Genomic DNA, 12967 nt, shown 5'->3' with positions numbered 1-12967 from the left:
CAGGTAATATTAAATGAGTATTGCTAAGAATTATATTTACAATGTAATCTATCAAATAGTTACCCTTGTTATTCCGATTATTACAATTCCCTATGTTTCAAGAGTCTTGGGAAGTAGTGGAGTAGGAACCAACGCCTTTACCAATTCTATTGTTCAGTACTTTATTTTATTTGGTACGATAGGAATCTCATTATATGGAAATCGTACGGTAGCTTATGTTCGGGATAATAAGGATGAGTTAAGTAGGACATTCTGGGGAATATTTGTTTTAAAAATAATTACAACTGGTAGTGCTTTTGCTGCCTTTCTAGTATTTTTATTTGTTGTTGATAGTTATCAAACTATATTTTTAATTCAATCAATTTACATCTTAGCTGCAGCTGTAGATATCTCATGGTTATACATGGGACTAGAAGATTTTAAAAAAACGGTTATAAGAAATTTATTTGTTCGAGTAATTGGTGTTATTTGTATATTTTTATTTGTAAAGACTTCTACAGATCTATGGATATACGTATTTATATTGGCATTCTCACAATTTCTTGGGCATCTATCTTTATGGGTATACTTACCAAAGACAATTAGTAGAGTTAAGTTAAAATGGATTGATATAAAAAAACATTTAAAACCTTCAATAAGTTTATTTATCCCCCAGATTGCTATTCAAATTTACCTTGTTTTGAATAAGACCATGTTAGGGATCTTTTCCAATACCAATGAAGTTGGGTATTTTGATAATGCAGATAAAGTTGTCAAAATAGTATTGTCTATTGTTACAGCTATGGGAGTTGTAATGTTGCCACGGGTTGCAAATACATTTGCTAAGGGACAAATAAACCGGGTTAAAGAATATCTTTATCATTCATTTGATTTTGCATCATACTTATCTATCCCATTGATGTTTGGTTTGGCTGGAATTGCTCTGGAATTTGCACCTTGGTTTTTTGGACCCGAATTTAGTAAATCAGGTTTATTGATTTGTGTGATAAGCCCTATTGTTCTTTTCATTGCTTGGAGCAACGTAATAGGACAGCAATACTTGATGCCAATCGGAAATATGAGGGTATATACTTATTCTGTGGTGATGGGAGCAATTATTAATTTAATTTTAAATTTTTTATTAATAGGTCCATATCAATCAACGGGTACCGCCATAGCTACTGTAATTGCAGAGTTTTGTGTTATCGTAGTTCAATTATATTTTGTTCGTCATGAATTTAAAATAAAAAAACTTCTCCGTTCTTTATGGAAGTATTTAACAGCTGGTTTTTTCATGTTTTTGTTTATTCGTTATATTGGAAATTCCCTAGGAGTTGGGTATAAGACTACAGCTGTGCAAGTCATAACAGGTGCTCCTATTTATTTTATTCTGTTATTTATTATGAAATCTGAATTAAATAGAAAGTTGTTTGGTGTAGGATTGAAGCTTATACGTAAAGTAATAAGACTTAGCTCTTGAGTTTCTAATATTAGATCAATTTGATATGGTGAAAAATTACATTAAATAAAATGAATTAGTAAGCGAGGTTGCATATTAATGAAAATACTAGTAACAGGTGGTGCCGGATATATTGGTTCACATACCTGTATTGCTCTTCTGGAAGCAGGACATTCAGTCATTATTGCTGATAATCTTTCTAACAGTAAGAGTGAGACGGTTATGAAAATCATGGATTTAGTTGATAAAGAAGTTAATTTTTACGAGATTGATGTAACCGATGCAGAAGCTGTTGATGTTATTTTTAGAAATTATAAGATTGATGGAGTTATTCATTTTGCTGGTCTTAAAGCGGTTGGCGAATCTGTAGAAAAGCCATTAGATTATTATTATAACAATGTTGTAAGCACTCTAGTTCTTGCAAAGGCTTGTCAGAAATATGATGTGAATCGATTTGTCTTTAGTTCATCTGCTACAGTATACGGAGATAATAGAGTACCATTTATAGAGACAATGGGTCTCCTACCAACGACTAATCCATATGGTGAAACGAAAGCAATGAGTGAGCGGATTCTAACGGATATAGCAAAGGCAATCCCTGCTTTTTCAGTTTCAATTCTACGATATTTCAATCCAGTAGGTGCCCATGAGAGCGGACAAATAGGTGAGGCACCTAACGGAATTCCTAATAATCTAATGCCATATGTAACTCAAGTAGCAAAAGGTAAACTTGAGAAATTACGTGTGTTTGGAAATGACTACCCAACAGTGGATGGTACCGGAGTTCGAGATTATATTCATGTGGTAGATCTCGCTGAAGGGCATGTTGCTGCATTGGAAAACCTAACTGAAGGTGTTCATGTTTATAACTTGGGAACCGGAAAAGGTACTAGTGTACTAGAATTAGTAAAGGCATTTGAAGAAGCTAATGATATTGAAGTCCCTTATGAAATCGTGGATCGGAGACCTGGGGATATCGCTTCATGCTACGCCGATGCTTCAAAAGCTGAAAGGGAGCTTGGCTGGACAGCAAAACGTGATATTATCGCCATGTGCCGAGATGCTTGGCGATTTGAGAAGAATTTCAAGGAATAGAAAGAAATTATTTTGATATAGAAAGTTACCCGCTGGGCCACAATGGCTTGGCGGGCTTATTTGTCGTGCTTTTTATCTTTTCCCACCACAAAGAGGATCATGCGATTCCTAACATAATCCTCTTAAATTAATCCTTCATATATTTACACAGCATTTCTTCTTTTAAAATTTTACCCCACTCTAGATCAATTAGCATTACATATAAATTAGCTCTAAGGGAAAGCGGTGGTCTTTTCATTATCATATTAAAATCTTTTTCATCATTAACTACAATAGTTAATTTATCAGCTTCTAAAAATTCCTGCATTGCAATTCGACCATAAAGATGGAATGGATGGAAAGATGGGTGACGGCGTCCGGGAATATGAGGTCTGAAGTCTAAATACCACCTATTATATCCATCATGGTCTATGTTAAGAATCATATCAGGAAATCGGTACCTTTCCTCAGTCTTTTCCACACTCCATTTATATGGACTTTCATAAAGGTCTGCCAATATGACTTGTCTAAACTTTTTTTCTAACTCCTCCATTTGCATTCTCAAGTTCTGCGGAGAATCTCTCTCTACTGTGTTTTCTTTATTTCCATCCGACTCATCTTTTCTAGCTAAATGCCCTGCGGCAACCATAAGGTCTTGATATGTAACCTCATTATGAGCTTTTGCTGCAAACTTTGATATCGTTTCCGGAGTGGGAGGTGAAGCAATCATTTGTCTAAGAAACCTGGAGATGTGAGCAGCACTTACACCAGTTTCATTAGCAAAATTATTTATGGATCTTTCACCTTTCGCCCGGTCAAGAAGCACGGCAAACTCCTCTTTATTAGTTTGGGTGCCTGTCACTCCCCGTTTTTTCTTGTTTCACAGTTGTTCCACAGGGACTTTATTTTGCAAAAAGATAAGAAGATGGACAGTTTTTCTACTTTTTTAGTTCCGGTGACTGTCACTCCCCGATATTTATTGTTTCACATAATGTTTCACAAAAGATGCTTTTGGATGGGGATGGGGTGCCTGTCACTAATCGAATAATCTTGTTTCACATAATGTTTCACAACCTATGGCAAGTGACTGAAGAACACAGGGACGGATCTCGTGTTCCCAAAGTTTATTCCAGTTATAAAAATTTCCACCACTTTTCTCATACATAATACAGCCAACAAAATGTACCACCAATGACATTCTGCACTTCGTCCAAAATTATATTGATGTCAGAGCATATGTACTCTTCTACTTCGAAAGCCTCAAATTAATATCAGTAGGATTATTAAGTATTCTTGTACAACTAGAATAGGATAAATATATTTCTAATTAAGCACATGGTCTTTATAGAAGAAAGGGAATTCTTCACATAGTTGGCGGTAGGTCCCGGTTCCTTTTAGTAGATGATCAGGACCTTTAAAGCAATCTTTGTGATAAAGGGTATTTATAAAGTCAATGACTACATGATCTCTTTCTTTTATTTGGTATCCGCAGTATGAACAGTTAATAGATAAATATATCGACATACAATCAACCATATCCTTTCACCTATCCAATTATAATATTAAGCAAACACAATGCTGCTTGACCTACAGTCCTGTGAATGATTAAATTATTTAGTTTTTTGTTATTCTATAATTTCTTGAAACGATAAGGAAATTTGGTAGAAGAAATATATTGGGTGTTAATTGAGTAGGCGAGGAAACCTCCTTTCGACTGTTTAGAAGGTTTGAGGTACAGATTTAAAAAGGTGGAAACTATTCTCTATTATTCATACTGGGGTAAACTTCTCGTTTAGCCTCCTGTAGAAGTTCGGCAGGGTCTTTTAGATTAAGTCCTTTGGCAATCTTAAAAAGTGTTTCAACAGAGATATTTACTTCTCCTCGTTCAACCTCTCCGAGATATTTATCATTTAGTTCTGATTTCTCAGCTAGTTGTTCTATTGTATAGCCTTTACCTTTTCGGCTTGCTCGAATTGATTTTCCTAAGTAATAGCTTAATCTATTTGTTTTGCTCACAATAAGGACTTTCTCCTTTTTACCATTATTATCATGGGGTAAAAAAGGAGTTTACACAGTCTATAGACGGTAAAAAGCTAGATGAGGCAGCCTGTCCCCAACCGAATAATCTTGTTTCACATGATGTTTCATAAACTGTGGAGAGTGACTAATTATACATGACTTTTTCTTGTAGAAGATATTTGATTGATAAAAATCGGAGGAGTTTGTTAACTATTGCTATGAACCATATTATTCAACTGGAAGGCAGTTGGTGATTAAGGTTTAATGAAGTAAGCTAGAAAGAAGTAGGAGAAATATGTGACCCTTAGGCTTGATTATTTCATATATATTTTGTGAACTGTGTACATCCCCAATAAATATTCTTATACATAAAGATATTACCTATATAGCAGTTTGATCACTAAAAGACGATAAGAAGATTGTGTAATAGACATGGGTATCGTAAGGAGCGTAAAGCCCTCTGGTAGGAGAGGGCTTTAATATAGAGAGGGTTTTTAATTATTCTTATGTTTCAATACAGTCTTCGTAAATTGGAAAAAGTCGCTTAGGTGATTTTCAACAATTGATTGTACGATCTGTAAATTTACATTTTGATCATCGTGAACGGCTATGTTCCTAAATCCGATCATAGATTTCATTTTCTGGGCCAGATTTTTATCTATTATATGATTAGATTCCAAGAAATCAAATGCATCTCTACTAGTTTGTGGAATACCTAATTTTTGTGAAGCTACTAGGTGCATGGCAATATCTATACTGGCCTCACATGCCCTTTGGATATTTAGGATAATAGAATCCTGCTTTGTAAAGTCCTCTAAGCTTGAAGGACTCCCTTCATAAACTTCGTTTATCCTTTTTATGCAATGCTCTATAGTGCTTATTTTATTCAATAAAACATCATTATTCATATATTTGTCCGCTCTCCTCTATTCGATTTAATATGATCTTCCGTTCTTCATTCAACTTAGCATATTTCTTTAGTACCAACATTTCAAATTCAGCCTTCCGAACATCGTTTACACAGTATATAGGCTGACCATTAGAAATAATTTGACTTTGAAAGACGGTTGAAGCTGCATTTAAATCAATTAGATCCACATCTCGGTTTAGAGAAGATGCTAACTTTTGTGCTAGTGAAAAACGTTCATAGGGAGTAATAGTTGAGTTTGATAAATAAGCTATATCAATATCGCTCTTAGGATGTGTGGTTCCATTAGCAAATGAACCAAAAAGATAAATGATATCAGGAGTAACAGCCTTAGGTAAAACTTCTATAACTTTATTTATAGCCGATTGAGGTAAAGTCATAATTAAAACCTCCATAGTCTTTACTTAAATTTAACACATTTTGGGAACGTATGATAGTTTCGATGCCTGTCACTGTCGAGTAATCAAAACTTATAGAAAGTGAGTGAAAGGCATCGTATAATGAATGAAAAGGGGGTGTTTGAGAGACATAATAGAAACTCACTATACTTTAAGTTAACTAAACTAAACTAAACTACCACTATCACCACTACTGTCACTACTATTCTAATCCGCTCTACATTAAAATCCACCATATTTTCATTACTACAAAAAGTAGGTCTCTTCTATTAAAGAGTTGATTATTCCATTATCTTTCTAAGTATATATCCTAAGGAGGTCATGTATTTGACTATTAAAGTATCAAGTATTGGGTTGAAAGGGTTAGAGGGCTATCGTGTACAAGTAGAAGTCCAAATTTCTACTAGATTTCGGTGCCTGTCACTTGTCGGAAAATCTTGTTTCACATTGTTTCACAAGAAAATTTTACGATAATGGGATGTTATTGAAAGAAGAATTTTGAGCAATATGTTGGTGTTGCTATAATATTTTCTCCATTTTATAGTTTACTTTTACATTTCCCTGTATTTTTCGTTTATTCTAATCATTTCGGCGCTTGTCACTCACCGTTGTGTGACAAGAAAAATATCTGCGTTATAGGGACTCCTCCACTGCAAGCTCTGTGAATCTCTGTCAAAATTCCCATAAGAAATGCTTGGTTTGTACGTGTATGCGTACCTATCAGGGCATTTGTTAGAGAAAAACAGATGTGTAAAGCATCTCCTATACAATTAGACATATGCGTGCGTAAAAATCCAAGAGGGTTATGAGAATACAACAATTTAGTTGATCCTTTATTAATGAAAAGCCCTCTGATGTTCGTAACAATAGATTTCACCTCTAAATTTATTGTTTGATAAGCAATATGTCTTCACTTTATCCGAAGGTTTTTTGCAAACGATACAAGAAGAACTAGACAAAGATTTTCCATCAGATACATTTGTTTTTAACTCACGCTTATGTTCTTCTCTAACCTTTGGATCAGTAATATTAGCCTTAGTAAAAGCATTGAAGATGCAAGAAATGTCAGCTTCATTAAGAAGAGGTTCTTTGTGATTAATTTTTAATAAGGAGACCTTCCGATGGATAAACTCAGACAACTCGATGTCGTACACTATAATTTCATTGGATGGTATTTTACGGTAATCTAAGTCCACTTTAAATGTGCAGCGTTTTGTAAAAGACACTATGGAGATAAATGAGTCATGGTACTTTGTATCAATAAATGATGTTAATGCTTTTATATGCCCGTAATTTTGTACAAAAGGGTTCATCATTTTAAACTTTCCATTAACCAACCATGTTTTAAGATCTTTCCCACCATAAATGGTACCCTGATAGTTTTTCGTTTCAATGACAAAGATACCATATGTAGTTAAAATCACATGATCAATTTGGGAGTATCCTGATTTTGCTTTTGGATTCTTTACAAGAAGATCACTCAAGTATCGGAAATCCTTTGGTAATTGCTTCAGTTGTATATCAATCTTGTATTCTCCTATTTCACCTTTTCGGGTTGCAACCTGTTCATCTCTGCTTTTTAGATTGGGTGTCGGTGCAGTGAATGTGGGTATATTTACTAGTTTTGTTATTGTCTTTTCCTTTTTCTTATTCAAAAAGTTGAGAAATAAAAACATAACCTTTCCCCCTGCTGGTTTTGATTTAACACTATTGTAAATTTTTATAGAGGGTTATACCATAATCATTAATTCGGTGCCTGTCCTAATCGAATAATCTTGTTATGTTTCACAGAGAATTGGGTTTCGTGGATCACTTCCTTAACAAATGATAAATTTGGACAGTTTTAGTAAACTCCGTGTTAGATACTTCTTGTAGAAGAAATACAAATAGAAGGGGTTATTGCTAATCTCTATGTTTATGTTTTTCTGAAATTCGGAGGCTGGTGTGAGCCGGGATGAAGAAGGCGGAATATTTTACTTTATATCTAATTCCCTCGTTGATTTTGTGAATTATACATTGGGGATGGTATAATTAAACAAAAAAAAGTGTAAGTAAGGGAGGGCTAGATTAATGGATTCTATGAAGGAAGTTCGTTGGAAGCAGCGGTTTGAAAACTTTGAAAAATCATATAAATTATTGGAGAAATATGCTAGTCAGGAGATAAACAACGAACTAGAAAGAGCTGGAATTATTCAGTTTTTCGAGATGACTTTTGAACTCAGATGGAAGGTACTGAAAGATTATCTAGAAGCACAGGGATATGACGTGAAAACTCCTAGGGAAAGTATTAAACAAGCCTTTCAGATTGAACTAATAAGTGAAGGCCATTTATGGTTAGAAGCGCTATCGAAACGTAATTTAACCTCGCATACTTATGATGATCAGCTTGCAGATAAACTAGTAAAAGAAATCAAGCATGAATACTTACCAATTTTAAGAAGTCTATATAATACACTAATAAAGGAAATATAAAGATGTTTGGTTTGTTAGAGCGTGACATACTTGATATTAAGAAGGCTTTAAGTAGATTTGAAGAAATCGAGCGAGCGGTTATTTTCGGAAGCCGTGCCATGGGGAATTATAAGAAAGGATCTGATGTGGATATTGCAATTATGGGGGATAAAATATCTACAAAGACCTTAATGGAGTTAGTAGATTTATTAAATGAAGAATATCCGATCCCTTATTTTTTTGATATTCTCCATTATGAATCCATCAATAACCAAAATTTAACCGAACATATCAATAATGAGGGAATAGAGATATACAAGCGTTAGGTATAGTTTGTGTGACTAATTATACATGACTTTTTCTTGTAGAAGATATTTAATAAAAATGGGAAGAGTTTGTTGACTATTCCTATGGATTATATTTTTAACTGGAAGGCTGTTGGTAGTTAAGGTTGAATGAATTGATCTAGAAAGAAGTAGGAGAAATATGTACCCTTAGACTTAAATCTCTCATAGATATTTTTGAACTATACATACCGATTAATTATTCTTATACATAGTTAGATATCTATATAGCGGGATCTAATAGAGAGTAAAAAGAGGTCCTGTTCTAACATGTTCATAGTAAGTAGAATTAAGCCCTCTGGTAGGGAGAGGGCATTAATGTAGAGGGTTTTAATTAAACTTATGTTTCAATACAGTCTTCGTAAATTGGAAAAAGTCGCTTAGGTGGTTTTCAACAATTGATTGTACGATCTGTAAATTTACATTTTGATCATCGTGAACGGCTATGTTCCTAAATCCGATCATAGATTTCATTTTCTGGGCCAGATTTTTATCTATTATATGATTAGATTCCAAGAAATCAAATGCATCTCTACTAGTTTGTGGAGTACCTAATTTTTGTGAAGCTACTAGGTACATGGCAATATCTATACTGGCCTTACATGCCCTTTGGATATTTAGGATAATAGAATCCTGCTTCGTAAAGTCCTCTAAGCTTGAAGGACTTCCTTCATAAACTTCGTTTATCCTTTTTATGCAACGCTCTATAGTGCTTATTTTATTCAATAAAACATCATTATTCATATATTTGTCCGCTCTCCTCTATTTGACTTAATATGATTTTCCGTTCTTCATTTAACTTAGCATATTTCTTTAGTACCAACATTTCAAATTCAGCCTTCCGAACATCGTTTTTACACAGTATATAGGCTGACCATTAGAAATAATTTGACTTTGAAAGACGGTTGAAGCCGCATTTAAATCAATTAGGTCAACATCTCGGTTAAGAGAGGATGCTAACTTTTGTGCAAGTGAAAAACGTTCATAGGGAGTAATAGTTGAGTTTGATAAATAAGCTATATCAATATCGCTCTTAGGATGTGTGGTTCCATTAGCATAAGAACCAAAAAGATAAATGATTTCAGGAGTAACAGACTTAGTTAAAACTTCTATAACTTTATTTATAGCCGGTTGAGGTAAAGTCATAATTAAAACCTCCAAAGTCTTTTCTAAATTTAACACATTTTGGGAACCTATGATAGTTTCGATGCCTGTCACTGTCGAGTAATCAAAACTTATAGAAAGTGAGTGAAAGGCATCGTATAATGAATGAAAAGGAGGTGTTTGAGAGACATAATAGAAACTCACTATACTTTAAGTTAACTAAACTAAACTAAACTACCACTATCACCACTACTGTCACTACTATTCTAATCCGCTCTACATTAAAATCCACCATATTTTCATTACTACAAAAAGTAGGTCTCTTCTATTAAAGAGTTGATTATTCCATTATCTTTCTAAGTATATATCCTAAGGAGGTCATGTATTTGACTATTAAAGTATCAAGTATTGGGTTGAAAGGGTTAGAGGGCTATCGTGTACAAGTAGAAGTCCAAATTTCTACTGGGACGGACTCTATGACTATAGTTGGACTGCCCGATGCTTCTGTAAAGGAATCGAAGGAGCGTGTATTGTCAGCGATTAGAACATTAGGATTTGATATGACATATCAGAAGATTGTTGTGAATTTATCTCCTTCCGAGCAAAAGAAGAATGGGCCTTTATTCGATTTAGGGATGGCTGTGGCCATTCTAAAGGAGAAGAAACAGATAAGTGAAGACATTCCCCAAGATACTGCCTTTATTGGTGCGCTTTCCTTAGATGGAAACATAGAAAAAGTAGAGGGAATGTTACCAGCGTTGATAGCGGCTAAAGGGTTAGGGTTTAAACGTGTGATTTTACCTTATGACCCACTAATTCCCTTTGATATGATTGAAGGGTTGGATTGTATCGTTGTGCATCACCTTAGTGATTGTTTACAGTATTTATGTGGACAAGGTTATCTGCCATTGCATGAACATGAGCAGAAGAAAGCTGAAATGATGGCTCCGTTTTATAAAGACTTTTCTCATATTATTGGCCATGAACAAGGAAAACAAGCACTTGAAATAGCGGCTGCCGGCGGTCATAATGTCCTGATGAGCGGCCCACCTGGTTGCGGTAAAAGTTTACTTGCTGAAACATTTCCATCCATCTTACCATCATTAACAAAAAGTGCTCAATTAGAAGTAATTAGTTTGTATCAGCTTGCAAAAGAAAAACTCTATTTTCCACAAATTGCTCCCTATCGAAACCCACATCACTCAGCTTCATCCGTAGCCATTTGGAGGAGGTTCTAATCCAAAGCCAGGAGAAATTTCGCTCGCTCATCATGGGGTATTGTTTCTGGATGAAATGGCTGAGTTTACGAAGAAGACTCTAGATATGCTAAGACAACCATTGGAAACTGGAAAGGTAACCATCAGTCGGGCGCACTCTACTGTGACGTACCCTGCTTCTTTTATTCTTATAGGAGCAATGAATCCGTGTCCATGTGGCTTTCTTGGTTCTAATGTCCACTATTGTACGTGTTCCGAGAAACAAATAGTAGCCTATCGAAACCGTGTTTCAGGACCTGTTTATGATAGGATGGACATTCTCCTTTCATTAAAGCCTGTTCACCTTGACCAGCCTAAGGAAAAGAGAGAATCTTCTATAGATATTAAAGAAAGAGTCAGGCAGGCCCGGGAACGGCAATACTTGCGTTATAAGAAAGAAATTTGTAATTCAAGAGTTTCCTACGAGCAATTAATTGCTGCCAGCCCATTAACAGAAAATCAGCAGAGAATGATCACCCAAATGTCTCACAAACAGCATTGGAGTAATCGTGTTCAAATAAAAATCATTCGGTTAGCAAGGACGATATCTGACTTGGCAGGCAAGGTCAATATAACAGATGGAAGTATTTGGAAAGCTATTACTTTACGCAGAACAAATCATCAACCAGTTCCTATGAAAGTGAGAAAAAGCTAATGCCTCGTCCAAAAAGAGTGTGGATACCCAATCTCTACTACCATATTGTCTGCCGCGGCAATCGTCGTGATCCTCTTTTCCGATCAACCACAGATTTTGAAGCCTTTCTATTCATTCTTCAACAGCTACATGAAAAATACCCTTTTTAATTAGCCTCTTATTGCCTCATGACGAACCATATCCATCTACAACTACGCTCACAAGAGGTGCCGATTTCAAAAATTATGGCGTTAGTGAATAAAAGATATGCAAACTATTACAACACTCGCTACCGCTTAACAGGCCATGTGTTTGAAAAGCGTTTTTATGACAAGGTTATTAAAGATCAAGAAGGAATATTAGAAGTTAGTCGTTACATTCATATTAATCCGGTAGAGGCCAGAATGGTTAAACAGCCTGAATACTACCCTTGGAGTAGTTATCATCTATTTAAATATCCAAATTCTGCTCAACCTAGTTTTATGGCGATGAACTCGCTACTAGATACCTATGTAGGGACTCTTGAGGAAAAGAAAAATTTGTATTGTGACTGGGTTGAAGGTTGTCCGTCCTAGTTTTAGCATCCCAAAAAATATTTTATGGAAAAGGCTTTAAATTAATCGTATAATACTCAAAAAGGGAGGTGATTAATACGGAAAATAGTAGACTTGATAGAGTAGAAGATATACTTACACAGTTAATTAAAGCTGTTGGAGAAACAAATGAAGCGGTTCAAGAAATGAAAGCGGAGAATGAGAAAAGGCACCAAGAATTTATAGAATTTAAGGACTTAAGTGAAAAGAGACATATTGAAGTTATGGACAGGTTTGATGATATTGAATTAGACCAAGATGTGATTTGGAATAAGTCGGTGGAGAATGAAAGAAAATTTCGAAGATGATTAGATTTAAGAGTTAGTCAAAACACACTCTCCAAACATTCACCTCTTCGCTGTACCCTTTCATTAAATCCTTCTATATTTTCTTTCTTTTTCTTGTGACTTAACTTGTAAGTGAAACCTTAAGTCCAAAATCGCATTAAACATAAACCCCACTCAAAATACTACAAAATTCTAAAGCCTATCACATTAACATGTGGTAGGCTTTAGAATTTATATAGAAATTAGTTCTACACACTTAAAGGAATTAACCTTTTAAGGAAGGGCTGTGTGAAACAATATTTTTCGGGGAGTGACAGGCACGCTCTAAGAAAAGGAATTTAATAACAAATGTAGAATAACAGTAAGGAACTACACCTATGCTATTTTAACTACATTGTGAATATAATAGCTTAGTAGGGTTGAACCACTATTATGAAAGGA

The 12967-nt window shown here is 34.8% G+C and carries 12 protein-coding genes and 3 pseudogenes; 8 read left to right on the top strand and 7 right to left on the bottom strand.

Annotated features, from left to right (window positions below; all coding sequences use genetic code 11):
- Nucleotides 1-13 precede the first annotated feature (13 nt).
- Together ACFYKX_RS14165 and galE are read left to right on the top strand one after the other, a co-directional pair.
- Complete coding sequence (locus ACFYKX_RS14165) at nt 14-1459, top strand: flippase (protein WP_389361713.1); 1446 nt, start codon at nt 14-16, stop codon at nt 1457-1459.
- A gap of 78 nt (nt 1460-1537) precedes the next feature.
- Nucleotides 1538-2533: a UDP-glucose 4-epimerase GalE gene (gene galE, locus ACFYKX_RS14160; RefSeq protein ID WP_389361712.1), complete on the top strand. Its 996-nt coding sequence runs from the start codon at nt 1538-1540 to the stop codon at nt 2531-2533.
- 127 nt (nt 2534-2660) lie between these two features.
- Here the strand turns inward: galE and ACFYKX_RS14155 are convergent, their stop codons facing one another.
- The 4 genes from ACFYKX_RS14155 to mntA (ACFYKX_RS14140) all read right to left on the bottom strand — a co-directional run bounded on the left by ACFYKX_RS14155 (nt 2661) and on the right by mntA (ACFYKX_RS14140) (nt 5839).
- Complete coding sequence (locus ACFYKX_RS14155; RefSeq protein WP_389361711.1) at nt 2661-3374, bottom strand: hypothetical protein; 714 nt, start codon at nt 3372-3374, stop codon at nt 2661-2663.
- A gap of 893 nt (nt 3375-4267) precedes the next feature.
- The gene (locus ACFYKX_RS14150; RefSeq protein WP_389361710.1) at nt 4268-4528 is read right to left on the bottom strand and encodes a helix-turn-helix domain-containing protein; all 261 of its coding nucleotides are present in this window, start codon (nt 4526-4528) and stop codon (nt 4268-4270) included.
- Nucleotides 4529-5025: 497 nt separating this feature from the next.
- Complete coding sequence (gene hepT / locus ACFYKX_RS14145) at nt 5026-5439, bottom strand: type VII toxin-antitoxin system HepT family RNase toxin (RefSeq protein WP_389361709.1); 414 nt, start codon at nt 5437-5439, stop codon at nt 5026-5028.
- A complete protein-coding gene (mntA, locus tag ACFYKX_RS14140; protein WP_389361708.1) occupies nt 5432-5839 on the bottom strand; it encodes a type VII toxin-antitoxin system MntA family adenylyltransferase antitoxin in 408 nt (135 codons plus the stop codon). The genes hepT (ACFYKX_RS14145) and mntA (ACFYKX_RS14140) overlap by 8 nt, the downstream gene beginning before the upstream one ends.
- Nucleotides 5840-6184: 345 nt before the next feature.
- Here mntA (ACFYKX_RS14140) and ACFYKX_RS14135 point away from each other — a divergent pair, with 345 nt between their 5' ends.
- The gene (locus ACFYKX_RS14135) at nt 6185-6331 is read left to right on the top strand and encodes a hypothetical protein (RefSeq protein ID WP_389361707.1); all 147 of its coding nucleotides are present in this window, start codon (nt 6185-6187) and stop codon (nt 6329-6331) included.
- Nucleotides 6332-6693: 362 nt separating this feature from the next.
- Here the strand turns inward: ACFYKX_RS14135 and ACFYKX_RS14130 are convergent, their stop codons facing one another.
- The gene (locus tag ACFYKX_RS14130; protein WP_389361706.1) at nt 6694-7533 is read right to left on the bottom strand and encodes a nuclease-related domain-containing protein; all 840 of its coding nucleotides are present in this window, start codon (nt 7531-7533) and stop codon (nt 6694-6696) included.
- 394 nt (nt 7534-7927) lie between these two features.
- Here ACFYKX_RS14130 and ACFYKX_RS14125 point away from each other — a divergent pair, with 394 nt between their 5' ends.
- Both ACFYKX_RS14125 and ACFYKX_RS14120 read left to right on the top strand, forming a co-directional pair.
- Nucleotides 7928-8329, top strand: coding sequence for a nucleotidyltransferase substrate binding protein (locus tag ACFYKX_RS14125; RefSeq protein WP_389361705.1), 402 nt, complete (start codon nt 7928-7930; stop codon nt 8327-8329).
- A gap of 2 nt (nt 8330-8331) precedes the next feature.
- The gene (locus ACFYKX_RS14120) at nt 8332-8634 is read left to right on the top strand and encodes a nucleotidyltransferase family protein (protein WP_389361704.1); all 303 of its coding nucleotides are present in this window, start codon (nt 8332-8334) and stop codon (nt 8632-8634) included.
- A gap of 348 nt (nt 8635-8982) precedes the next feature.
- Here ACFYKX_RS14120 and hepT (ACFYKX_RS14115) read toward each other — a convergent pair whose 3' ends face one another.
- Nucleotides 8983-9396 (bottom strand): type VII toxin-antitoxin system HepT family RNase toxin, encoded by a 414-nt coding sequence (gene hepT, locus ACFYKX_RS14115; RefSeq protein ID WP_389361703.1) that lies wholly within the window; start codon nt 9394-9396, stop codon nt 8983-8985.
- Nucleotides 9389-9798: pseudogene (mntA, locus tag ACFYKX_RS14110) on the bottom strand (type VII toxin-antitoxin system MntA family adenylyltransferase antitoxin). Before mntA (ACFYKX_RS14110) ends, hepT (ACFYKX_RS14115) begins: the two are co-directional and overlap by 8 nt.
- 344 nt (nt 9799-10142) lie before the next feature.
- Between mntA (ACFYKX_RS14110) and ACFYKX_RS14105 the strand changes: the two are divergent.
- From ACFYKX_RS14105 to ACFYKX_RS14095, 3 genes and pseudogenes are all read left to right on the top strand, one after another.
- A pseudogene (locus ACFYKX_RS14105) lies at nt 10143-11667 on the top strand (YifB family Mg chelatase-like AAA ATPase).
- A pseudogene (locus ACFYKX_RS14100) lies at nt 11667-12221 on the top strand (REP-associated tyrosine transposase). Before ACFYKX_RS14105 ends, ACFYKX_RS14100 begins: the two co-directional pseudogenes overlap by 1 nt.
- Nucleotides 12222-12289: 68 nt before the next feature.
- Complete coding sequence (locus ACFYKX_RS14095) at nt 12290-12547, top strand: hypothetical protein (protein ID WP_389361702.1); 258 nt, start codon at nt 12290-12292, stop codon at nt 12545-12547.
- Nucleotides 12548-12967 lie beyond the last annotated feature (420 nt).

The organism is Cytobacillus spartinae, from assembly GCF_042865285.1.
Lineage (GTDB): Bacteria > Bacillota > Bacilli > Bacillales > Cytobacillaceae > Robertmurraya_A > Robertmurraya_A spartinae.
The sequence above is the reverse complement of the archived record's forward strand: the minus strand, read 5'-3'. Positions and strand labels throughout refer to the sequence as shown.

What these genes read in the sequence shown, in the direction of transcription:
- ACFYKX_RS14165 (WP_389361713.1), top strand. Translation starts at nt 14, where the DNA reads ATGAGTATTGCTAAGAATTATATTTACAATGTAATCTATCAAATAGTT.
- galE (WP_389361712.1), top strand. Translation starts at nt 1,538, where the DNA reads ATGAAAATACTAGTAACAGGTGGTGCCGGATATATTGGTTCACATACC.
- hepT (WP_389361709.1), bottom strand. Translation starts at nt 5,439, where the DNA reads ATGAATAATGATGTTTTATTGAATAAAATAAGCACTATAGAGCATTGC.
- mntA (WP_389361708.1), bottom strand. Translation starts at nt 5,839, where the DNA reads ATGACTTTACCTCAATCGGCTATAAATAAAGTTATAGAAGTTTTACCT.
- ACFYKX_RS14130 (WP_389361706.1), bottom strand. Translation starts at nt 7,533, where the DNA reads ATGTTTTTATTTCTCAACTTTTTGAATAAGAAAAAGGAAAAGACAATA.
- ACFYKX_RS14125 (WP_389361705.1), top strand. Translation starts at nt 7,928, where the DNA reads ATGGATTCTATGAAGGAAGTTCGTTGGAAGCAGCGGTTTGAAAACTTT.
- ACFYKX_RS14120 (WP_389361704.1), top strand. Translation starts at nt 8,332, where the DNA reads ATGTTTGGTTTGTTAGAGCGTGACATACTTGATATTAAGAAGGCTTTA.
- hepT (WP_389361703.1), bottom strand. Translation starts at nt 9,396, where the DNA reads ATGAATAATGATGTTTTATTGAATAAAATAAGCACTATAGAGCGTTGC.